Source organism: Microbulbifer maximicatervae (SeqCode) (assembly GCF_052467505.1).
In genome coordinates this window covers 1,966,624-1,988,755 of sequence record NZ_CP174313.1, presented here as the reverse complement: position 1 = coordinate 1,988,755, position 22,132 = coordinate 1,966,624, and the positions used below count along the sequence as shown (strand labels likewise).

18 protein-coding genes and 1 pseudogene are annotated in these 22,132 nt (G+C 47.8%); 6 read left to right on the top strand and 13 right to left on the bottom strand.

Annotated elements, in window-relative coordinates:
- Positions 1-1,144: 1,144 nt before the first annotated feature.
- From ACJJIN_RS08670 to ACJJIN_RS08640, 7 genes and pseudogenes are all read right to left on the bottom strand, one after another.
- A pseudogene (locus ACJJIN_RS08670) lies at positions 1,145-2,307 on the bottom strand (IS3 family transposase).
- 108 nt (positions 2,308-2,415) lie between these two features.
- The gene (locus tag ACJJIN_RS08665; protein ID WP_444898239.1) at positions 2,416-3,258 is read right to left on the bottom strand and encodes an IS3 family transposase; all 843 of its coding nucleotides are present in this window, start codon (positions 3,256-3,258) and stop codon (positions 2,416-2,418) included.
- Between the two features lie 11 nt (positions 3,259-3,269).
- Entirely contained in the window at positions 3,270-3,578 is a 309-nt protein-coding gene (locus ACJJIN_RS08660) for a transposase (protein ID WP_444897720.1), read from the bottom strand.
- Positions 3,579-3,798: 220 nt separating this feature from the next.
- On the bottom strand, positions 3,799-5,043 hold the full coding sequence (locus ACJJIN_RS08655) for a capsular polysaccharide export protein, LipB/KpsS family (RefSeq protein WP_444897719.1): 1,245 nt from the start codon (positions 5,041-5,043) through the stop codon (positions 3,799-3,801).
- A complete protein-coding gene (locus ACJJIN_RS08650; protein WP_444897718.1) occupies positions 5,043-5,747 on the bottom strand; it encodes an ABC transporter ATP-binding protein in 705 nt (234 codons plus the stop codon). Before ACJJIN_RS08650 ends, ACJJIN_RS08655 begins: the two co-directional genes overlap by 1 nt.
- Complete coding sequence (locus ACJJIN_RS08645; RefSeq protein WP_444897717.1) at positions 5,744-6,520, bottom strand: ABC transporter permease; 777 nt, start codon at positions 6,518-6,520, stop codon at positions 5,744-5,746. Before ACJJIN_RS08645 ends, ACJJIN_RS08650 begins: the two co-directional genes overlap by 4 nt.
- Positions 6,521-6,524: 4 nt before the next feature.
- The gene (locus tag ACJJIN_RS08640) at positions 6,525-7,748 is read right to left on the bottom strand and encodes a glycosyltransferase (protein WP_444898238.1); all 1,224 of its coding nucleotides are present in this window, start codon (positions 7,746-7,748) and stop codon (positions 6,525-6,527) included.
- A 93-nt stretch (positions 7,749-7,841) separates the two neighbouring features.
- On the opposite strand from ACJJIN_RS08640, the gene ACJJIN_RS08635 reads away from it, so the two are divergent.
- From ACJJIN_RS08635 to ACJJIN_RS08610, 6 genes are all read left to right on the top strand, one after another.
- Positions 7,842-8,987 (top strand): glycosyltransferase, encoded by a 1,146-nt coding sequence (locus tag ACJJIN_RS08635; protein WP_444897716.1) that lies wholly within the window; start codon positions 7,842-7,844, stop codon positions 8,985-8,987.
- A gap of 348 nt (positions 8,988-9,335) precedes the next feature.
- The gene (locus tag ACJJIN_RS08630; protein ID WP_444897715.1) at positions 9,336-10,427 is read left to right on the top strand and encodes a glycosyltransferase family 4 protein; all 1,092 of its coding nucleotides are present in this window, start codon (positions 9,336-9,338) and stop codon (positions 10,425-10,427) included.
- 359 nt (positions 10,428-10,786) lie between these two features.
- Positions 10,787-11,656, top strand: coding sequence for a glycosyltransferase family 2 protein (locus ACJJIN_RS08625; RefSeq protein WP_444897714.1), 870 nt, complete (start codon positions 10,787-10,789; stop codon positions 11,654-11,656).
- Positions 11,657-11,733: 77 nt separating this feature from the next.
- On the top strand, positions 11,734-12,849 hold the full coding sequence (gene gmd, locus ACJJIN_RS08620) for a GDP-mannose 4,6-dehydratase (protein WP_444897713.1): 1,116 nt from the start codon (positions 11,734-11,736) through the stop codon (positions 12,847-12,849).
- 3 nt (positions 12,850-12,852) lie between these two features.
- Positions 12,853-13,809 carry a GDP-L-fucose synthase family protein gene (locus ACJJIN_RS08615; protein WP_444897712.1) on the top strand — a complete coding sequence of 319 codons (957 nt, stop codon included), beginning with the start codon at positions 12,853-12,855 and terminating at the stop codon, positions 13,807-13,809.
- A gap of 81 nt (positions 13,810-13,890) precedes the next feature.
- On the top strand, positions 13,891-14,661 hold the full coding sequence (locus tag ACJJIN_RS08610) for a glycosyltransferase family 2 protein (protein WP_444897711.1): 771 nt from the start codon (positions 13,891-13,893) through the stop codon (positions 14,659-14,661).
- Between the two features lie 38 nt (positions 14,662-14,699).
- On the opposite strand, the gene ACJJIN_RS08605 is transcribed toward ACJJIN_RS08610, so the two are convergent.
- The 6 genes from ACJJIN_RS08605 to ACJJIN_RS08580 form a co-directional block, all read right to left on the bottom strand.
- Entirely contained in the window at positions 14,700-16,448 is a 1,749-nt protein-coding gene (locus tag ACJJIN_RS08605; protein ID WP_444897710.1) for a BatD family protein, read from the bottom strand.
- 14 nt (positions 16,449-16,462) lie between these two features.
- A complete protein-coding gene (locus ACJJIN_RS08600) occupies positions 16,463-18,343 on the bottom strand; it encodes a VWA domain-containing protein (RefSeq protein ID WP_444898237.1) in 1,881 nt (626 codons plus the stop codon).
- Between the two features lie 2 nt (positions 18,344-18,345).
- On the bottom strand, positions 18,346-19,386 hold the full coding sequence (locus tag ACJJIN_RS08595) for a vWA domain-containing protein (RefSeq protein WP_444897709.1): 1,041 nt from the start codon (positions 19,384-19,386) through the stop codon (positions 18,346-18,348).
- Positions 19,379-19,924: a DUF4381 domain-containing protein gene (locus ACJJIN_RS08590; RefSeq protein ID WP_444897708.1), complete on the bottom strand. Its 546-nt coding sequence runs from the start codon at positions 19,922-19,924 to the stop codon at positions 19,379-19,381. Before ACJJIN_RS08590 ends, ACJJIN_RS08595 begins: the two co-directional genes overlap by 8 nt.
- Positions 19,925-20,051: 127 nt before the next feature.
- Positions 20,052-21,029, bottom strand: coding sequence for a DUF58 domain-containing protein (locus ACJJIN_RS08585; RefSeq protein WP_444897707.1), 978 nt, complete (start codon positions 21,027-21,029; stop codon positions 20,052-20,054).
- Positions 21,029-22,000 (bottom strand): AAA family ATPase, encoded by a 972-nt coding sequence (locus tag ACJJIN_RS08580; protein ID WP_444897706.1) that lies wholly within the window; start codon positions 21,998-22,000, stop codon positions 21,029-21,031. The genes ACJJIN_RS08585 and ACJJIN_RS08580 overlap by 1 nt, the downstream gene beginning before the upstream one ends.
- Between the last annotated feature and the right edge of the window lie 132 nt (positions 22,001-22,132).

Sequence of the window (22,132 nt, the reverse complement as noted above, 5' to 3'; positions counted from 1 at the left end):
GCTTTTAATTAGGGGAGTAGTTTGTGTAAATCTGCATTAACCTACCATGAGGAGAAGGTTAGTCCAGTTCAGATTACAATTTGTGCAAATGGGCCTACCGGTTTTGATAAGGGAGAATGAGCCTAGAGGAAGGCTCAAGGGTAGGCCCTATTAGTTATACAGACAATTGCTCAATCAAACAAAAGACAGGTTGACAAGTAGGGAAAAGCTAAAACTTGTAAATAAAAAACATTCATATACTTCTCTAAATCCACTCTGCAGTAGTGTTGGCTACTACCACTGTACTTTTAATTTATGGGTAATAGAAGGGTGTTAGAATTTCTTGGATTAACATCTAACATCTAACACCTTATAGTGTTTGGATCCGATGGGTATACTTGAATATGGTGAGACTCAGAAGGGAGGGTTAGAATACTGAACTTGACTGGACTTGACAAAGTGCCTCTTAAAAAAATGAAGTTGCCATAACAGTTCTGAGCTGAGATTCTAAGTATATGGGCGGTATAAATATGAATTTATTATTTAGAACTTCTATATTTTTTGAGCTAGCCCATAAATTTTAGTATATAAGTAGCTAAGTAAAGTCCTGAACTCCCGCGTAATAGATGTTTTGGCAGAGCTGTTCTATCAAGTCAGTCCATCATAAAACTTAAGAGCTCCGCTAATCAATATCATGAGCATCCAAGCTACCAAGGGTGCATTATGGATACCTTCATCATAAAAGGTTTGGTTTTACATAAAAGTGGTAATTGGGCCATAAGGAGAAATATTCAACCTCTTATAAATGACTGGTCGTATTAAGCTTGGTGAGCGCTTAAGGTATCAGTTGGTTAACGACTCATTACTAAATCGATTGACTTGACTAGCGGTTACATTTATCACTAACAGATTGCTTTTTTCGAAAGCGCCGATCTTTGGGAGTGGGAGAGTGATATAGCTTATGATCAAGATGACTATGTTGTGGTATTAGTTAAATTTACTTAAAAGCTACTGATCGTACATTGTGAGTAAAATGTCCTAACAAAGTCTGAAGTATACATTGGAAAATGTATAAAATAATGATTTTCGACAACTGTTGGGGGTTTTGGGGGCGCCAACCGACAATGTGGAGATTTGATCCTACCCACCAACAACGGACACACCACTAAGCGACTAGTTGTTCCTCAAACGCCTCAGGGCTGAGATAGCCATTGGCGCTGTGTAAGCGATTTCGATTGTAGTCTATTTCTATATACTCAAATACGGTTTCCCGCATGAGGCACCTTGTAGGAAAGCGGTTACCATGGATTACTTCTACCTTAAGTGAGTGGAAGAACGTTTCTGCGCAGGCGTTATCATAGCAGTTACCTTTGGCGCTCATGCTGCACCGCAGATCATAAGCTGTAATTAAAGATTGATAATCTTTAGAGCAATATTGGCTTCCCCTGTCAGTATGCACGATAACATTTGTAGGTTTCTTACGTCGCCATAAAGCCATTTGAAGGGCGTCACAGACCAATGTAGCTGTCATCGTTTCTGACATCGCCCAACCAATAACCAGCCGACTATATAGGTCTATCACTACAGCCAGATATAACCAACCCTCTTCTGTTCGTAGGTAGGTAATATCCCCGACCCATTTCTGATTCGGCGCTTCAGTATTGAAGTTCTGCTCGAGCAGATTTGGGGCCACTGGCAGACCATGTTTTGAGTAGGTTGTGGCTTTATATCTCTTGGCGGCTTTAGCCCGTAGGCCCTGTCAACGCATGCTGGCAGCAACTGTTTTTTGATTATATTTACTCCCCTCACTGGCCAATTCCCTCGTCAGGCGAGGGGCGCCACTACGTTCTTTACTGGCTATAAAGCGCTGCTGTACCAAACCATCAAGCTCCATTTGGTACTGCTGGCGCTTGGATTGATCGGCCGATCTTGACACCCAATCGTAAAACCCACTGCGAGATACGCTCAATACCTTAGCCATCGCTTTGATGCTGAACTTATGCCTGTGCTTTAGCATGAAGGCGTACCTCATTTCAGGCTCTTTGCAAAGTACGCTGCGGCCTTTTTTAAGATCGCCAGCTCCTCTGCCTGCTCAGCCAGCTGCCGCTTAAGGCGAGCATTCTCTGTGGCCAGCTCTCTCTCGGCATCCCCTCGGCTCTGATGTAACTTAGCCTTGCTTCGCCATCCGTAAATCTGGGAAGGATGTAACCCAAGCTGTTTAGCGGCAACGCTTACCCCTACCTTGACCGCCAGTGCTAGGGCATCTTTTCTATATTCCTCTGAGTATTTTTTACGAGTGGTTTTGGTTGATTTACTTGATCGTGTCATAGGGCACCTCTGCTGCGTAGTTTATCGCTTAAGAGAGTGTCCGTCTTTGGTGGGTAGGATCAATTTGACTGAAGCATTGGTCTTGCCCACAAAAAATAGACACTCTAACTATGCATATTTACGCTCATACTCTGCTGGACTTACATAGCCCAATGCAGAGTGTCTACGAACCCTATTGTAGAAAATCTCAATGTATTCAAACACCGCAGATTTTGCGTGCTCTTCGCTTTCGAATGTTCCGGCATAGACCAGCTCGACTTTTAGCCTGCTAAAGAATGATTCCATTGCCGCATTATCCCAACAGTTAGCCTGGCGACTCATACTCGGCTTGCACTTGCTTTCGGACAAGAGATCCTGGTATTTCTGCGATCGATATTGCACACCCCTGTCAGAGTGAACTATTAGCCCAGGCTTTATTTGTCGTCTCTCTAGAGCTATTTTTAATGCTCGACGTGTCAATTCATCGGTCATCTGAGAGTCGAATGCCCAACCTACAATACGTTGAGAGTACAGATCCATAACTACCGCGAGGTACAGCCACCGCTCCAGAACCCAGATATACGTAATATCACTGGTCCAGCCGCAATTTGGTCGATCCACATCGAAGCAACGCTTAAGTAGGTTGGCGGCGACATAGATATTCCCCTCGACGGGCTGGCTATATCGAAAGCCTTTGTCGTTTCTCGCTTTAATATGCTTCTGTTGCATAAGCTTAGCGACATAGCTCCGTGAGCATGGCTCACCTAACTCTTGAAGCTCGCAAGCGATTCTAGGCGCGCTATAACGACCTTTAAACTCAACAAACGTCTCTCGGATTTTCTCGATTATTCGTATCTTTCTAATCGTGCGAGCAGATGGCAGCCGCCCTCGCCATCGATAATAACCCGATCTTGAGACTTCTAAACACCGACACATCAAGCTAACCGGGAATGACCCTACATGCTCTTGTATCAGTGCGTACTTTACTCTTGGTGGTTCGCAAAGTACGCAGCTGCCTTTTTTAGAAACTCAACCTCCTGACGAGCTTCATGCAGCTCCTTCTTGAGCTTGCGAACTTCAGCGCTTTCCTGTTTGGAATAGTCGACACCGTCTAAACTATTGAACTGCTTATCAGGCAGTCGATTAAATTGACGACGCCAGTTGTAGATCTGCTGTGCGCTGACGCCTAGTTCTCGTGCCACAGAAGCCGTTGTTACTCCAGGCTTTTCCGCTCTCTTAACTGCTTCTCTACGGAACTCCTCCGTATACGCCTGAGTTCTTTTCTTACCCATGATACACCTCCGTGTTAGGCCTAAACCTAACTATACAGGGTGCCTATTAAACGTGGGTAAGTCTTGCATATAACGCTAGATCATACTACTCCTAGGAGTTCTGTTTAATCAAAATACCAATAGTTTTTCCAGACATCATTTATTGAAACGGAGGCAATTAGCTAAATGTCGAATAAGTAGGTTGGAGATGAAAGACTCCGTATCAATACTTGCCGAAAAACTATAAACTATTAGTGCCTTTGGAGTTTTTGGTGCTAAGTTTATGGCGCTGATGTTGGTGTTCTAGGACCCTAATTAACTTTCTTTTTGCCCATACTTTAAGGGTAGCAAAAATAATGGCAGATAATGAGTAACCTGAGTACCTTTGATTTTTGAGTGCTGATCTTATGTTGGAAAATGAGGCTGTAGAAGAGATAAGGTCTTTTTGTTTGTGGAGGAGTAGGTGAAGAAGCTCTTCCTGCCTTTCAACTGAGTATTTGTGACGAGTGGGGATAATATCTTCCAAGTTCACCCTAATAATGGCATCACTACTTGAAAAAACTCCATCGCCTGCCGCATAAATAGGCTTCTCATATATCAATGATTCTAACAAAACAGTACTATTTATCCCTAAAATACAGTTAGATTTTGATATTAATTGGTGTAAGGGAGTTTCATTGTCGATTTTTATTCGGCTATTTTGGGGGAGTAGGTTATATGAGGGGCTTCGGTCAAGGGGGTGCTGGCGTGTAATAATATTTGTACTGGGATCTGTGTGAGATTCTGCCCATAGGAGAAAGTCTTTCATTGTAGAAAATGGGGAAAACTTTGTAATGTTCGTGTCTGTTTCTAATTGAAGCGGGATAAATATATACCCATTGTCAGATGTATTATTGTTCTCAAAATTTTTCCTGTATGATGATTTCCATAGAGCTATGTTTTGACGTTCTTCTAAGCTAATATCTCTGGGTTTTGTAATTGCTATTTCACTTTGTGCATTTACTCCAAGGGGGTCCTCATAGTATGTAACTGACTGTGGAAACCAGCCCGCTTCCAGGAACGAGAAAGTTTGCTTTGGGTTTATCTTGCGGGCGAGGTTTATAAAGTCCTGTTGATAATGCGTTAGGCCGTTCCAGATTATTATCTTTTGCGGTTTATAGCTTTCTAAAACTCTTTGGAAGTGATCAGTTCGATAGTGCTTTATATGTTCTTGGGTTTTTTGCGGATTCTCTAGGAATTGTTTTGCCAGGATTTTATCTCTGGGTACGACGGCGAAATCAAAACCACCAGTTGCGATTTTTGCCTTTATTATGTTTGTGCAATTGACGCTATGTGGGTGATTAATGTGGTTTCTGCTGAGAAGTTGTACCTCTTCTTCAACTAATAGCAAAATAGAATTTCCGAGTTCGGACTCTTTGTGTGCAATTGCCAATATTACATCTGCGCGCCGAATGTCTGGCATCGGTTCATATATTAGGGTGCGCATTACTTTTGTGACTCTTCATAAGCTGCCACTACAGTCTTGCTATCACCGTAGCGGGCTACAACACCATTTTCAATCCATAGGGCCTTATTGCAAAGTCGCTTTACAGTTTCTGAGGAATGAGAAACTAGGACTATAGTATCTCCTGAGGTGATTTTCTCTCTCATCACCGCCTCTGATTTTTTTCTGAATCTTGAATCCCCAACGGCCAGAATTTCATCAATGAGTAAGACGTCAGTTTTTAAGTGGATTGCTACGGCCATTCCAAGCCGCTGCTTCATGCCTGTAGAGTAGTTTTTGATTGGTTGATCAAAAAAAATTCCAAGCTCAGAGAATTCATCGATTTCATTGAGTTTGCTGACAATATGCTGCTTTTTTAAACCCATCATCATACCGCTGATGACGGCGTTTTGGCGGCCAGACAGGTGCTGATCATAGCCGACTGTCAAGGAGAGCAGCGCGGTTCTGTGACCGTGATTGACCACCTCCCCGCTATCTGGTTTGATAATGCCATTTAGCAGGCGAAGCAAGGTGCTTTTGCCTGCGCCATTTCGGCCGATAACCCCGAGCGAGTCGCCCTCATACAATTCGAAACTGATATCTTTTAGCGGACTATATACACTGGTAGCGCGAGTAAATGGAATTCCCGAGCGATAGGTCACCCGTACATTCTTGAGGCTGATAGCCGATTTCTTTCTTTCATTCATCGTTGCATTAATGCCCTGGCAAATACGGGGTTAAGTTTATTCATCAATAACCTGGCTAGCGTATAAAATGACAAAACTGCGCAGCCGTAAATCGCCAAATTGAATATATCGGGTGCTTGGTTATACATTAATATGTCACGATAACTTTGAATAATCCAGATCATCGGATTGTATGCGAGAATATCTTGAGCGCTTTCCGGAAGAGAGCTGACAGCATAGAGAATGCCCGAACCATACATGCCAAGCCGTAGCAGGTGGGGGATCAAATGGGATAAATCCGGTATAAATGGAATCAGCATGCTGGCGATCAGCCCGCAGGCATAGTTCAATAGAAACTGCACGCCTAAAATCAGCGGAAGGTAGATATAGCTTAATGTAGGGGGGTATCCCATTACCCAAAGACCAATCAGTAGCAGAGAAAAAACAATACTGAATTTGAAGGTGTCCATGACGATATTGATCGAGGGGAGTACCACCTTGGGGAAATTGACTTGGCTGATTAAGGCATGGTTTTGAGTGATCGCGGCAGAACAGTGACTGACACATTGGGCAAACCACTGCCAGACAACTAGTCCCACCAGTAGGAAGGGGATAAAATCTTCTGTTCCCCGTTGAAAGACAACACCAAAAATAAAATAATAGATCGCCATTGAGAAAATTGGTTCTATGATCCACCAGAGGAAGCTCAAATAGGTTTTTGAAGCTTCGGATCTCAAATTACAGAGTGCCTTGTAGAAGACGATATCTCTATGGTGTTTTTTTAGGAAAATCACGGGATTACAATACTTTTTGGTATTCGGTTAATATTTCTTTCGACACTGCTTCGGAGGATAGCCCTAAAGTAGGGTAGCCTATTTTCGATATGTCTTTTTTTGCTACGTTTAGCAGTTCTCTCAGCCGCCTCACATCATCGACCGGGAATACGGCAGCTGGAGGAAGAAGTTCCGCGCAGCCTGGTATATTGGAGGCAAGAACGGGCTTTTTCCTAGCTGCTGCTTCAAGCAATACTTGCGGTTGATTTTCTGGTGAGTTACTAGGTATTACCAGGACATCCAGAGAGTCTAGAAATTCTTTGCTTTGCGGTTCGCTAAGTTCGCCAAAATACTGAGTATTTCCATAGGTGTTTAGGCACTGTTTTGCATATTTCTGAGCTGATGTTTTTCCAGCGACCCTGAGAGTTATTTTTGAGTCACCAAGGTCATTTAGTGCGTGGATAAGGGTATGCAGGCCTTTGTGTGGGGCAAGGGCCCCAAGAAACCCTACTACAAAGGAACTACTATTCGTTTGTCGAGAGCAGCTTGTTTCAAACCAAGTATTCGATAGACCTGCAGGGATGTAGTGGGTGTTGCTAAGTGAGAAGTATTCGCTTATAAGCCTCTGGCTTGTTTTGGAGAGGCAAATTACCCTTTTGGCTTTATTCAGGACTGAGATCAGTATTTTTTTACGATCTTTATCTTTTGGTTGGGCAGTAAATTGAGCATTCTTCAAATGCAGAATTTTGGCCATACAACCCCTGGCAGCAGGGAGCTGAGAGGCAGCTTTAACCAGTCTGTTAGGGTGTGTTTCCGCAATACATCGGAAGCAGGTTTCTTGCTCGGCAAAACCTGAGCAGAACTCGCCGGACTTAAGCGTCAATGTATGCTTTGGGCAGAGCCACCAGAAGTCGGTGATAGATATAAAGTAGGGAATCCCAAGCTTTTGAGCGGCATTTAGCAAATTAACACCAATATGGGCTGGATTTACCATATGCACTAAATCGGGTTTCAATTCCGTAAGGAGGTTTTGATAACTATCAATTGAGTCGCCTAGAGTGGTGCTCCAACCAAAAGTCGGAAGTTTGATTAGCTGAACCCCCCTTCCATCAATAAGAGAGTCATCGGTTATTATGCCTTCCGGGTCACCACCGGCAACCACGATATCACATCCCCGCCCACTTAAATCGCGAGCGAGGTTGCGAATATACTTTTCGGTTCCCTGATTATATCCGGGCCCGAATTGCATAGTACAGAACAGTATTCTCACATTGACACCGGGGTTACTGGAGCGGTTATCATACCCTAATACGTTATAAAACAATAGGTTATCTGTGGGGCTTTGGTCCCGCTGTTAAGTGAGTCTCCATTGATCCCCGAGCCTGAAATCCTACATTGCTATAGAACCTTTTATCCTGAATCTCAAGGGGGGGTCGAACAGGTAATCCTAGAAATTGCACGAAAAACAGACAAATGTGGCGTCCTGACCTTGGTGAATTCTCCCTTGCGCTTGAAGCTGAATGAGCGGTTTCCCGTGATTGCCCGAAGGCGCTGGTTTTCGGTTGCTTCGTGCTGTGTGGGGCCGGGGCTTTTCAGAGCTTTGTTTCGCTCAAAAGCCAAGTTGTTGCATTTTCATTTTCCCTGGCCATTCGGCGATCTGACTTATTTACTGGCTGGTAGGTCACGCCCGCTGGTGGTGACCTACCATTCCGATATCGTTAGACAGAGGCTGCTAGGTACTTTATATCGACCATTGATGTGCTGGTTCCTGGGGCGAGCAGATCGTATCGTGGCAACTTCATACAATTATGTGGAAACTAGCCCAGTTCTTGCCGCTTATCGGGACAAGGTAAAGGTAATACCCCTAGGGGTTTCTGAGCAGGGATATCCTGAGCCCTCGAAGAAGTCTTTGGTGAATATTGAGATGAAGTACGGCAAGAATTTTATGTTGTTTGTCGGTGTGCTCAGGTATTACAAAGGGCTGGAATATCTAATCCGGGCCGCCGCAAATCAGCCTTATCGTGTTGTTATTGCAGGTAAGGGCCCTGAGGCTAATCGCTTAAAATCCCTGGCGGACAAACTCGGAGCAAGTAACATATATTTTGCTGGATTTGTCAGTGATGAACAGAAAGTGGCGCTAATGAAATTATGCCGAGCAGTGGTTTTCCCCTCTCATTTGCGCTCGGAGGCTTTCGGAGTAACTTTGATTGAAGGGTTGATGAATAGTAAGCCCCTTATCTCCTGTGAAATTGGCACTGGGACCAGTTTTGTTAACCAGAATGGGGAAACAGGGTATGTCGTGAAGGCGGCTGACCATCTCGCACTGCGTAAAGCGATGAATAGTTTATGGTCCGACCCTGTGAAAGCAGAGGAGATGGGACGCGCCGGTCGTTGTCGTTACGAGAGGTTATTTACGGCTGACAAAATGGCCGCTGCTTATCATCAGCTCTATCGGGACGTTCTCTTGGAGAGGGGCCTGGTGGATTAGTGGCCAGAAGGGTGGTAGATGCCCGACGACTTTCGATTCCTGCCAGGGTGATTGGGCGTTACATTCCTGCTACCTTGGGTTGAATGCTGAGGCACAAGCTCTTTTGATATCTATGCAATCATACGTGGCTCCTAGTCGATCTTAAGTCTCTCATGTAATCCCTCGGCCTATAGCGAGGCACGCAGAGAGGCCATGATAAATGATAAGACTTGAGCTATGGAGCATGCCTTCCCTCGGCGTGATGAGGTTCAGTTCAAAGGGGGGGGCACGCTGCTTATCAAGAGCTTTGCCGAAGATTGCTTGGGTGTGATGTAGATAGTGCTGTGACTGAGTTGAATAGGAATTCCAATGCTTAGGATAGGGGTTGATGCCAGGCCGCTTTCAGTTACCACCACTGGGATTGGCCGTTACACAGAGGCACTTATTGAGCGCATGCTGAAGAGTGGGCATCATTGGTTTCTGTATAGCGACGCCCCCCTCCCGGATCGGTTTTCTAAGGCTGAGAACGTGTTTGTACGTTCAGGGAAGGTAGGGCGCAAATCCCTGGGAACATTTTTTGCTCAAGCCTTCTTTCCGTCTTGGGCCAAGCGTGATGGTGTACAGGTCTTTTGGTCCCCTAGGCATCATTTACCACTGATGATGCCGTCTTCGGTAAGCCGGGTTGTGACGATTCACGACGTGGTTTGGGCGCGCTTTCCTGAAACTATGTCTGTATTTGGTAAACACCTAGAGCGTGGGTTGATGCCCCCTTCGGTAAACTCGGCGCAAACGGTGATAGCGGTATCAGCATTTACCGCCGATGAGCTCACAGAGTTAATGCCAAAGTCTGTGGGTAAGACCGTTGTTATTCCTGAAGCACCTTTCTTGGGAAATACTGACGACCGCATTGATGGGGAGTATTTCCTTTTCGTCGGTACCCTGGAGCCCCGGAAAAATTTGGAGCGCCTGCTGGCCGCATATCGAGCTTACTTGGATATGGCTACTCAAGGAGCATTGCCGCTTTATATTTGCGGTGGGCAAGGCTGGGGGCTGCCTCGATTAAGTGAAGTTATTGAGGGGTTGGGTTTAAGGGAAATGGTAAAGGTGCGGGGTTATGTGCCTGATCACGAGTTAAGTGGCTTGTATCATAATGCCAGAGCTTTACTAATCCCTTCGATTTATGAGGGGTTTGGGCTGCCTATTGTTGAGGCATTTTCGCAGAACACGCCGGTTTTGACCTCTAATACTGGAGCTATGCGGGAGGTGGCTGGAGATGGAGCTATTTTAGTCGACCCTCTTTCGGTTTCTAGCATGGCTAATGGTATCCATCAGCTGCATTCAGATTTGGATTTGGTCCGTAGCCTTCAGGAATCTGCATGCGCTCGGGTAAAAGAGTTTTCTTGGGATCGAGCAGCGGAAGCCACCTTGAAGGTGTTGGAGGAGGCTGCTATCAACGGGTAGCTGGCTTTGGTTCATCTTTTTATAGCGCTAGCTTCTACATCATTTTCTTTTCGGGCGGGTCTCTGGCTATTCCCTGAAGTAAGTTTGTGTTCTGCGGTTTCAAGGTTGTGGTGCTTTAAGCCTTATCCAAATTTATTTTCTCATTGATTGTTTCGGTCTTCCCTTAAGGTTGCCTGGTTCTAACTACCCTGGCTGCTGTCGAAATTCCCATCTATCTCTCTCCTGATCCAGTTGTTGAAATCCCCGCCCATCCTGTTTGTTGGTCAATGTTGTAGGTTGCTAATTCCAAGTGTTGTGCTAATCGTTTAGTCAGTGCGTGATGATTCAAATGTCTAACAATATCTGCAATTGGTGCTGCTATGCGGGTTAAATTTTCCGTGATTGTTCCGGTCTATCAGCAGTGGCACTTCATTGAGGAGTTGGTTTGTTGCTTGGAGTCTCAAGTCATTTCAAAAGACCTTTTTGAGCTTGTACTGATATCAAACGACGGGAATTCTCCATCCTTTTTAGGGGGGGGAAGCTTCCAGGTTAAGAGAGGAAAGTGCAAAAAGCCTGGATCTTATGCGGCAAGAAACAGAGGGGCAGAGATAGCTGAAGGAGATTGGCTTATATTTACGGATGCTGATTGCCTGCCGGATTCAAAGTGGATAGCCGGAATTGATAGGGCGGTTGGGTGTTGGGGAGGGAGTGTAAAGTTATTTGCCGGTGATGTGCGAAGTCAAAAGCAACATGGATTTTCCAATATCTATGAAGTCTATGACTTTATGAGAGGGATACCACAAGAGGTTTACGTATCTGCAGGAGTTGCGGCTACAGCAAATATGGTAGTTGATCGGTTTTTGTTCCTGAAGTTTGGCGGCTTTAGTGAGAATTCCTTTTCGAGTGGTGATTTTGAGTTTTGCAGAAGGTTGAGGGTGGGAGGGTATCAAGTTTTATTTCTGAAATCTGCTTTTGTTCATCATCGAGTTAGATGCTCCTGGCAATCTGTAGCGACAAAAGCAAGGCGGATAAAGGGAGGGCAGTTTTTCCTCTCTAAAGGGGCCGGGAGGTTTAAGCTGATCCTATATACCCTTCTTCCGCCGGTAAGGTCGGTCGTATTTTTTTGGCGGAAAAGGGAAATTTATATTGGTTATAGATTGTTGGCAACTTTCGTTCAGATAAGGTTGTGGGGGGTTGAAATACGGGAGATGGCTCGCTTGATGTTAGGGGCGAAACCTGAGCGACATTGATCTTTGTAAATGTTTGGACGGTATTGGATGTGGAGAGGTGGTGCGCTTGTATACCAATAATTCTAACAGGCTGAGACATGAAAAAAGCATTAATAACCGGTGTAACAGGCCAGGATGGCTCTTATTTAGCTGAATTTCTATTGGCGAAAGGGTACGAGGTTCATGGAGTTAAAAGAAGGTCCTCTTCATTTAATACGAGCCGCATAGATCACTTGTACCAAGGGCCGCAAGATGATAGTAGAAGGTTTGTTCTTCACTATGGAGACCTTACCGATACGAGCAATTTGACCCGAATTCTTCAGGAGGTGCGACCTGATGAAATCTATAATTTGGGTGCTCAGTCACATGTTGCGGTCAGTTTTGAATGCCCTGAATATACTGCAAATGTGAACGGGCTTGGAACCCTCAGAATACTTGAGGGGATGCGTCTTCTGGGGCTGGATAAAACCAGGTTTTACCAAGCCTCAACATCGGAGCTTTACGGTGCTGCCAAAGCTTCCCCTCAGAATGAAAACACTCCTTTTTACCCCCGCTCTCCATACTCAATTGCAAAATTGTTTGCCTATTGGACTGTGGTCAATTTCCGTGAGGCCTATGGCTTATATGCTTGCAATGGGATCTTATTTAATCACGAGTCATCACGGCGTGGTGAAACTTTTGTTACCCGAAAAATAACCCGGGGTTTGGCAAATGTTGCCCAAGGTTTAGAGCGTTGCCTGTATTTGGGGGAGCTGAATGCACTGAGGGACTGGGGTCATGCTAGAGACTATGTTGAAATGCAATGGTTGATGTTGCAGCAAGAAAGTCCTAAGGATTTTATCATCTCTACAGGGCTGCAATACTCCGTTAGGGATTTTGTTCGTAATTGTGCTCAAGAGTTGGGGATAGCGATAGAGTTTCATGGAGAGGGGCAGAAAGAAGTAGGTGTTGTTGCTTCAATTGTGGGAGAAGATGCTCCAGCAGTTAAATGTGGAGATGTAATTGTTAAAGTGGACTCTCGTTATTTTCGCCCGACAGAGGTGGTGTCACTAATAGGTGACGCCTCATTGGCTCGGCAAGAACTGGGGTGGGCACCTAAAACAACCTTGAAAGATTTAGTTGGGGAGATGGTTAAGTATGATTTGAGGGAAGCGAAGCGGAATTTGTTGTTGGCTGGGAATGGTTATCGCACTGAGCCTATTTTTGAGGAGTAGTTAGTGAAATACTCCCAGAGAGTTTTTGTCGCAGGTCATCGGGGCATGGTTGGTTCGGCATTAATTCAGAGGCTGAGACCGCTAAAAAACTGTGAAGTCATTACTTGCCCTCGAGATTCGCTGGACTTGACAGATGCTGATGCTGTTTCTGATTTTTTTAATTCGGAGTCGATTGATACTGTTTATTTGGCTGCGGCAAAAGTGGGGGGCATATTGGCGAATAGCATGCTCCCAGCTGATTTTATTTACCAGAATCTGATGATTCAGTGCAATGTAATCCATCAGGCTCACAAGGCCGATATCCAAAATTTGCTGTTTATTGGGTCGTCTTGTATTTATCCAAGGGATTCCCCCCAGCCGATACGGGAGCAGGACCTGCTTGGGGGCAGGTTGGAGACGACTAACGAGCCTTACGCTATTGCTAAGATTGCCGGAATTAAGTTGTGCGAGTCGTACTCAAGGCAGTATGGACGTAACTATCGCAGTGTTATGCCGACAAACCTTTATGGTCCACATGATAACTTTGACTCTGCAAATTCACACGTTATCCCTGCATTAATACATCGTTTCCATAAGGCCAAAAATGAAGGGGTGCAGAATGTCAGGATTTGGGGGAGTGGTGATGTTCGACGAGAATTTCTGTATGTAGAGGATATGGTTGATGCGTTGGTGTTTGTAATGGGTTTGGAAGATCGAGTATATCGATCCGTGACAGAGCCTATGTGCTCCCACTTAAATGTGGGTACTGGGGTGGATTGCACTGTTAAGGAGCTGGCTTATTTAACCGCCGGGATCATTGGGTTTGAGGGAAATATTACATTTGACAGGTCAATGCCTGATGGTGTGCCGCGGAAGTTGCTAGACACCTCAAAGCTATCGAAGTTGGGGTGGGATTCCCAGACTTCCTTGGGGGTAGGGTTAAAGAAAACATACGACTGGTATAGAAGTATTTTACGTTGATCGAATGTCAGATATTGTAATTTGTACTAAAGTTCTCAAGAGAGGTTTTACTTTTCACGAAACGACAACTTGAGACTTTTTGTGATAAAAATAAGCCTGATAACGGTTTGTCTAAATAGTGCTGACACCATTCGCGACACAATACTATCCGTGTTGGCTCAAGATTATGCAAATATTGAGCATATAATTATTGATGGTGGCTCTACTGATGGAACGCTAGAGATAATATCTGAGTTTAAAGACCAAGTCGCGGCAGTTGTGTCTGAAAAAGACTCAGGTATTTATGATGCTATGAATAAAGGCATATGCCTGGCGTCTGGCGATATAGTCGGCACAATTAACTCTGATGATGTCTATTCTGATAGTCGTGTAATTTCAAATGTTGTTAATGAATTTTTAGTTTCGGGAGCCCAATCTGTCTATGCAGACCTGGAGATTGTGGCTCGCAATAACTTAAGCCAAAGAGTGCGTTTTTATGGCTCCAGTAAATTTAGGGTGTCTAAATTTCGCTGGGGCTGGATGCCACCCCACCCTACATTTTTTGTACGGCGTGACTGTTATAAAAAGCTAGGTTTATATAAAACCAACTACCGTGTTGCAGCAGATTTTGAATTGCTAGCTCGTTTTCTTCATCGGGATAAAATCAGCTTCAGGCGCTTGCCAAAATGTATTGTGAAAATGCGTGAAGGGGGTGTTAGTTCCCAGGGCGTTTGGGGGCGGATTCATCAAAATCTGGAAATTGTTAGGGCTTGCAAAGAAAATCATATCTACACAAACTTTTTCCTGATTCTATTTAAAGTACCTCTTAAACTGCTCGAATACACAGGAATTGGCCTTACCCATAGGCGGTGAAGGCCAACCTTTCCCTGTTTGATTTGAAGTGGCTCCTGTTAAGAGAACAGTGAGGGCAGGGCGCTATCCGTTTCACTGGGTTCACTTTCAGGTTTCGCGTTCACTAGTAAGTCGACTATTGCTTTCACCTTATTGATGTCCAAAGGACTAGCCGGTGACTTGTAAATAGCGGCGTCCAGAACTGCTTGGAGCTGATCCAGCTCGGGGATGTTCAGTTGCCTCGCGGTCGCAGCCAAGCTCTTCCCATTTACTTGCGGCCACTTTGCAGCAAGCCACTTTAAAGTGGCTTGCTGGATATGGATGGGATTCTCACTCTCCAGAGCTTTTTTAAGGGCACGGGTTTCACGTTGTAAGTCGGGAGCCTGGATGTGGTTGCTCGGTATTTGTTGGGCGGGTTTGCGCCTCTGAAAGAAAAAGTACAGCACCCACAGTAAGTGAGAGGCAATCGCGATAATAGCCAGGTTGCGCCAAAAATGGCTCACCGTACCGACTTGTTCAGTGGGTGTAGCTGACTGAGGTACTTTGGCACTGGTTTCATTGTCGCTGGTTACTGCAGCAGCAGTACCGGAAACTGAGAAGCGGAATGCCGGTAGTTGAGTGGTGCGTTGTCGTTGGCTTTTTGTATCCCACCAGGTCACAGTGACGGGAGGAAGCTCGTAGTCCCCGGGTTGTGTAGCCACAATCGCGGTTGTCTCAATACGGCTTCCGGTAACGCCGTTGGGCCCAACCTGGTCTTCTTGTTGCGGTTGATCGGGGTAAGTTTTAAGGCCATCCACGTTGAGTTTGGGAAGTGGGGGCAACTGTGCGGCCCTGAGCCCTTCGGCACGTACGGTAAGAATTCGGGTAATAGGTTCGCCTACGGCAAAGGTGTCCGGGTCCTGGCTCCAGCTTTGAACAATGCCGAGACTGGCAGCGGGCAGCCATTGGCTGCCAGAGTAGTCAGCGGGTTTTGGCAGCACTTCGATAGACTTCTCCTGGGAGCGAAGTCGAAGCCTTTGGCTGTTGCGATTAAATAGGGAGAAGGGGTCCCTGCGCCCAGCGATGGCCACGTAGGTTAGTGCGGGAATGCTGAGCTTGCCTGAGCTATCTGGGAAAACGGCGTAGGTAACTTCGTAAACCGCATGGCTCACATCATTGAGCTTGCGCTCATATCGCTGCTCATCGACTTTTTCTGCATGAGCGCCGGCAACCTTGAGAGGCTCTGTTGCGATATCGTGTAAGCCGATAGTGGTGTACAGGCGAATTTTTACCAGCAGTTGCTCTTGGACATATACCTTTTCCTTGTCGAGTGTTACTTCCAGAAAAGCCTGCTTTTCACCGCCGTTAGGTCCACTTTGCGCTCCGGTGACCGTGACGGGAACCGCATCGGAAACCTCTCCTTGATAGTTAAAAGAGGGGATAAACAGTTTGCCTTCCCGTTTGGGGGCTAGCGCCAGTACCCACTCGACAAAACTCTCTGCACGGCCATTGATAACGCGATACTGGTTGGACTGTTGGCGTGAGAGAATATCGAAATCCTGTTCCAACAAGTCAAAGTCCGGTTGTCCACCACTTTTGTCTCCTGAATAGCGCACACGTAAATTGACTGTCTCATCAATTCCAATCTTATCTCTATCGACCGTTGCGCTGAGATCGCTTGCTAAAACCGGTGTCGACAGACAAAGTGCTATTGCAAGAAGTAGCAAAGCGAAGGCGTGGCTGAGTGGGAGGCTCCAAAGTTTTATTCGGTTGTTAATGATTGCGTCCATAGGCATTTTTGAAATCAGTGTCCTTGAATCCAGCGACATTGTTCTACTGTTCTTTACCATCTTTGTGTCGCCCCATTTTCCGGTGGCTCCCACTCTCCGCTGCGATAGGCACGGCGCCTTTGCAGGCTCTCGTATTTGAACTTCTCGCGCATCAGGCCGGCTGGATCATCGGGAATTTGACGGAGCCATTGGTCCAGGGCTTGCTGGGTTTCCTGGTCGAGCGGGCTTTCTTCAGCGCCAGTAGGTTGCGATTCCCCTTGCGGCGGTTGCTCTTCACCCTGTTGTTCACCTTGCTGTTGTTGTTCGCTCTCCTGCTCTTCCTGGCCCTTTTCTTGGGAGCCCTGCTGCTCCTCACCTTGGGGCTGTTGCTCAGAGGACTCTGGTGAACCAGAGGGCTGTTGATTATTGCCCTGTTGTTGCTCGCTGGACTGCTGTTCGTTGTTCTCAGCTTGCTGCTCTTGGTTTTGCTGTTGTTCCTGGCTCTGCTGCTGGCCCTGCTGGTTCTGTTCCTGCTCGCTTTGCTGCTGTTCACCGGACTGCTGTTGGGATTGCTGCTGTTTTTCTTGCAACTCTTTCAGCTTTTCAGCAATTTCTCGATTGTGCTCGGCATCGGCAAACTCGGGCTGCTTTTGCAGGGCTTCATCGTAAGCTTCGATAGCTTTGTCGTAGTCCCCCTGTTGCACCAGGCTGTTGCCAAGATTGTACAGACTCTGTGAATTATTACTTTGGGCGAAATTTTCCTGGGCCTCTGCGTAATTGCCTGCGCGATAGTTGGCAGTGCCTTTCCATTCGGGGTTGTGAAATTCTTGCGCGGCCTCTGCTGGCTGTCCCTCTTCTAATAGGCGCTGGCCCTGCTGGTCTTTGCGTTGCCATAAATCCTGCCACTCAATAGCCTGGCTTTCACTTGAAATTCCAGTTAGTAGTAGTAAGGGCAGGGCGCATGCCAGAGCTCCCCGACGGAAGAGTAGGGCTGCAAAAGGTAGTATTAAAAGGAGTAATAGCGGCCCTTCATCCCGCCATTGGTCGAACTCCCTTTCAGTGAGCTGCGCTTGTTGCGGGCTGTCAGTTTGAGGTAGTAAATAGTCGATATCGCTGTCATTTACCGTAATTTTGGCAAAACGCCCCCCGCTGGACTGGGCGAGCTGGCGAAGCTCACTGGCATCGAAATTGGAGATGACGATGGCCCCTTTACTATCAGTCACAAATCCACCGGTATTCCCCCGTGGGATGGGGCTGCCCTCGCCGCTGCCCACGGCGAGTATGCTCATTTCAACTTTTGCGTTGGACAGATCTTTGGCGACCTCATCGGCGGCCATTGAGTCTATGCCGTCGGTAACGGCAAGTAATTGCCCGCGTCCTGCGGCTCCATCCTTTAACAGGCGAATCCCGGTATCGACGGCCATTTCGATATTGCTGCCGGGGACTGGCATGATTGAGGGCGATAACGCGGGTACCAGATTGGCGATTGTAGCCGTGTCCTCGGTAAGAGGGGTGACGACATGGGCTTCTCCAGCATAGGCGACGAGTGCGGTGAGGCCGTCTTTTCTCTGGCGCAAAATATCCAAAATTTTAAGGCGGGCGCGGGTTAGTCGATTGGGTGAGAGATCTGTCGCCATCATGGACGGTGACAAGTCTAGCAGTATGACCAGGGCATCCTGGTTGCTGTACACCGGGGTTGGCAGCTTGCGCCAGGCAGGGCCGGCCAGAGCGATAATCATCGCGACCAGCAGCGCAAATATTAATGCGAATAACCAGGGTCTTTTACTGCCACCGCGCAGTAGAAGGTGGGGCAGCAGATCTGGGTCTATGACCTTTTGCAGTTGAGCGCTGTTGAGCACCATCTTTGCTAACCCCCAACAGAGTAGTGCTGCGGGAATTAGCAGCCACAGAACCCCAGGGCGCAGGAAGTGGAAGGATTGGATTAGGTCGAGCATATTCACTGGGCTTGACCTCCATTGTTACGACTTACCTCTTCTCGTCTGGCAGGGAGCTGAAAATTGCTCGCCAGGGGAATCAGGGCCCAAATTCCAGCCAGCAGTAGGGCGATACTAAGGGGCCAGGTGAACAGGGACTTCATGGGGCGGTAACTTTCCGCTTCTTGTTCGACAGGTTCTAATTTATCCAGTTCGGCATAGATTTCTGCCAGCTCCTGCGGATTGTGGGCGCGGAAATAGCGGCCTCCGGTTTTGTCGGCAATTTCCTTGAGTGTCTTGCTGTCGAGATCTCGCGAAGGGTTAATTCTACGGCTGCCAAAACGGCTCCCCAGAAGGCCAGGTTGAACCATTTCGTCGGCACCTACACCGATGGTGTAAACCGTAATGCCCGCTTGTTGTGCCAGCTCGGCAGCTTTGAGCGGGGAGACTTCCCCCGCAGTGTTGGCGCCATCGGTGAGGAGTATCAGCACGCGTTGCTCTGCGGGGCGTTGGGTCAGGCGTTTGACCGATAACCCAATGGCATCGCCGATGGCAGTTCCCTGTCCAGCAAAGCCGATCTGGGCCTCTTTTAGTAGAGTTTCTACCGTCTCTCTGTCGTAGGTAAGTGGGGCTTGCAGGTAGGCGCGAGTACCAAACAGTACCAGCCCCAAACGGTCACCTTTGCGCCGTTCAACAAAGTCACCAACCACCTGTTTTACTGCATTGATACGCATCGCTGGTCGGCCATTAATTACCATATCGGGCGTTTCCATGCTGCCTGAAATATCTACGGCAATAAGGAGATCCCTTGCGCTGCTGGGTTGAGATATCGGCTCCCCATACCACCGGGGACGGGCTGCGGCGCTAATTAAAAGCAGCCAGATCAGAATCAGCAAAAAGAGATTGAGCAGATTGCTTTGTTCGCCGCCGCCGCGTTGGGATAGCTCCGAATAAAATGGCACCTTCAGGGCGCTGCTCATGGGTTTGGAGCGGGGTAGCAGCCAGCGAGCGAGCAGCGGGAGTGGGGCTAAAAAGAAAACCCATGGCCAGGCGAATTCAAACATGCGCGGCCTCCCCGCCCTGGTGTTGTGGGCTGTTTTTGGAGGGTTGTCCGTGCTGCTTCACCCATAAAATGGCATATTCCTGTAGCGCTCGGTTTTTGTCTGGGTCACAGCTGCCGCGATAGAGGTTTTCGACGAGTGCTTGTTGCGCATCAGAGGGGCACTCGAGTGGGGCTGACATTTTCAGGAATTCAACCCATGCTGTGCCGATAAGATTGCCGCACTCTGTACGGCTATAGGTTGTAACTGCCACTCGCTTAAGTATTTCATTAATTTCTGGTACTGCATCCGCCTCCTCAGTATTTACTGCGGCGAGCAGTGTGGCTGCTTCGACACGATAGCGATTGCGTTCAACTTTTTTGCGCCGCTGCCGCCACCATAGGACAGCGGCGGCCACACAAACAAGAATTAATACGGCCAACATCCACCAGCCTGGAGCGGGTGGCCACCAATTTACCGCATTGGGCTCTTGTATATCGCGGAGTTGCGATAACAATTCCTGGGCCTCGGGCGAAGGCGCTTGCGGTGTTGGGGATTGCATTTGTTTTGCCAGAAGACTTCCTTTTATCACGACTGGCCCTCAATTAAATTGCCAGTGCGTTTTGCCTTCGCTCCTTGGTTCGCCAAAACATTGGCGACTAGCTTTTTCTGCACTTTCAAACTCATTACTACTTGGGCCTTCTCGTATTTTGCCAGCCATTATTTCTTTGCCGCGAGCCGTAGACGGACATCAGTGCTGGAATAAGCGGTTGGGTGTTATCAAAGTCCAGTAACGGCAACCGATAACGTCGGCACAGTTGTTCAACCTCGGCGCGGGCTCGGGCTTGCTTTTCGGCAAAATGTTCGTGAACCGGCCGATTGCCGGCATGAAGGAATGTGCGCTGGCGACCGTCAGATATAGTGAGGGATTGGCCGGGCAGATGTTGCTCCAGCGGGTCCGATACCCTCAGCACCTGGAGGTCGGCATGGCGGGATAAAAGATAGAGTGGCTGTGAGCAGCTCTCGTCGAGATCGTGACAATCACTGATTAAAAAGAGCGCACTACCGGGACGTGCGATTCTTCGCGCTTCCTCAAGTAATGTTTTCAGCGTTTGGCTGCCCTGTTCGGGGACGGGGCTGCTCAGTTCCGCAGCGCGGGCAACCGTACTGTGAATCATCGAAAGTACGGCGTGGTGGCTGCGGCGCGGACGCACTGTGTCTATTTCCCGGTCGGAGAAAAGTAGCGCCCCGATCCGATCGCTGTGCTGTAAACCAGCCCAACCCAGCGCTGCAGCGATGCCGCTGGCCGTCACCGATTTAAATGCCCTTTTGCTGCCGAAAAACATCGGTGAGCGCAAATCCAACAGGATAACTACCGGGCGTTCGCGCTCCTCTTGGTAAAGTTTGGTGTGGGTTTGGCCGGTTCGAGCTGTTACGCGCCAATCAATGGAGCGCACATCATCGCCGGCTTGGTAGTTCCGCACTTCCTCAAAATTCATGCCGCGGCCGCGATAGCGAGTGAGCAGGCTGCCGGCCTGATCACTGCGGGCCAGGCGCGGTTTGAATAATTGCAGCTGCCGTGCGGCGTAGCGCATTTGTACCAACGGCGTTACTTCGGGATAAGCCCCGCGCAGTTCGAGCTCAGTTGGGGGTGCTTCAGCGGACATCAGATCGCAGGCACCTGTTGAAGTAATCGCTCAATTACCTGGTCGGTAGTAATTCCCGCCGCTTCCGCCTCAAAACTCAACAGGAGTCGGTGGCGTAAAATATCGGGAGCGACATTCATCACATCATCTGGGGTGACATAATCGCGCCCGGCGAGCCAGGCGTGAGCGCGCGCGCAGCGATCCAATGCAATTGTTGCTCTTGGACTTGCACCAAAATCTAGCCATGACGCCAGCTCGCTGTCATACTTCGCCGGCTCGCGAGTAGCAATGACAAGTTGGACAGTATAGGTTTCCACGGCCTCAACCATCTGCATTTCCAGAATTTGGTTGCGCGCCTGAAGAATGGTCTCTTGGCTGATAATTTCAGTGGGGCGATTTTCGCCAAGGCTAGCCTCGGATCTGGCCAGGCGCAGGATTTTTGCTTCCGCCTCCGCATTGGGATAGGCAAGATTTACCTGCATTAGGAATCTATCTAATTGTGCCTCTGGCAGAGGATAAGTCCCTTCCTGCTCAATAGGGTTTTGGGTAGCCATTACCAAAAATAACTGGGGAAGGGGATAAGTTTTTCGGCCGACACTGATCTGCCGTTCTGCCATAGCTTCGAGCAGCGCCGACTGAACTTTGGCTGGCGCGCGGTTAATCTCATCGGCCAGTATCAGGTTGTGAAACACTGGACCTGGTTGAAAATGGAACTCTCCGGTTTCCGGCCGGTAAATGTCGGTGCCGGTAATATCCGCCGGAAGCAGATCTGGCGTAAATTGAACGCGATGGAAGTCACCCTCAATAGCTTCGCCCAGTGTTTTAATGGCCTTGGTTTTGGCCAGGCCTGGCGCTCCCTCCACCAAAAGGTGGCCATCGGCCAGCATGGCGATCAGCAATCGGTTAACCAATCTCTCTTGACCGATAATCTGCTTTTCCAACCAATCGCCCAAAGCGGCGATATGATCCCTAATAGTCTGGTTTGCTTCCATAGTATCTCTTCTTCTGAGAATTTAGCCGCCGCACGGACCTGGCTGGCTTTCTACCATCTATATATAGTCGCCGCCGAGAAGGTGGCGACTGATGATTTTAGCGGCACCAAATGAAGAGGCAACTCTTGAGAC

Bases quoted from the DNA above. Each gene is read 5' to 3' on its own strand.
- ACJJIN_RS08660 (WP_444897720.1), bottom strand. From the start codon at position 3,578: ATGGGTAAGAAAAGAACTCAGGCGTATACGGAGGAGTTCCGTAGAGAA.
- ACJJIN_RS08655 (WP_444897719.1), bottom strand. From the start codon at position 5,043: ATGCGCACCCTAATATATGAACCGATGCCAGACATTCGGCGCGCAGAT.
- ACJJIN_RS08650 (WP_444897718.1), bottom strand. From the start codon at position 5,747: ATGAATGAAAGAAAGAAATCGGCTATCAGCCTCAAGAATGTACGGGTG.
- ACJJIN_RS08640 (WP_444898238.1), bottom strand. From the start codon at position 7,748: ATGCAATTCGGGCCCGGATATAATCAGGGAACCGAAAAGTATATTCGC.
- ACJJIN_RS08630 (WP_444897715.1), top strand. From the start codon at position 9,336: ATGCTTAGGATAGGGGTTGATGCCAGGCCGCTTTCAGTTACCACCACT.
- ACJJIN_RS08625 (WP_444897714.1), top strand. From the start codon at position 10,787: ATGCGGGTTAAATTTTCCGTGATTGTTCCGGTCTATCAGCAGTGGCAC.
- gmd (WP_444897713.1), top strand. From the start codon at position 11,734: ATGAAAAAAGCATTAATAACCGGTGTAACAGGCCAGGATGGCTCTTAT.
- ACJJIN_RS08605 (WP_444897710.1), bottom strand. From the start codon at position 16,448: ATGTCGCTGGATTCAAGGACACTGATTTCAAAAATGCCTATGGACGCA.
- ACJJIN_RS08600 (WP_444898237.1), bottom strand. From the start codon at position 18,343: ATGCTCGACCTAATCCAATCCTTCCACTTCCTGCGCCCTGGGGTTCTG.
- ACJJIN_RS08595 (WP_444897709.1), bottom strand. From the start codon at position 19,386: ATGTTTGAATTCGCCTGGCCATGGGTTTTCTTTTTAGCCCCACTCCCG.
- ACJJIN_RS08590 (WP_444897708.1), bottom strand. From the start codon at position 19,924: ATGCAATCCCCAACACCGCAAGCGCCTTCGCCCGAGGCCCAGGAATTG.
- ACJJIN_RS08585 (WP_444897707.1), bottom strand. From the start codon at position 21,029: ATGTCCGCTGAAGCACCCCCAACTGAGCTCGAACTGCGCGGGGCTTAT.
- ACJJIN_RS08580 (WP_444897706.1), bottom strand. From the start codon at position 22,000: ATGGAAGCAAACCAGACTATTAGGGATCATATCGCCGCTTTGGGCGAT.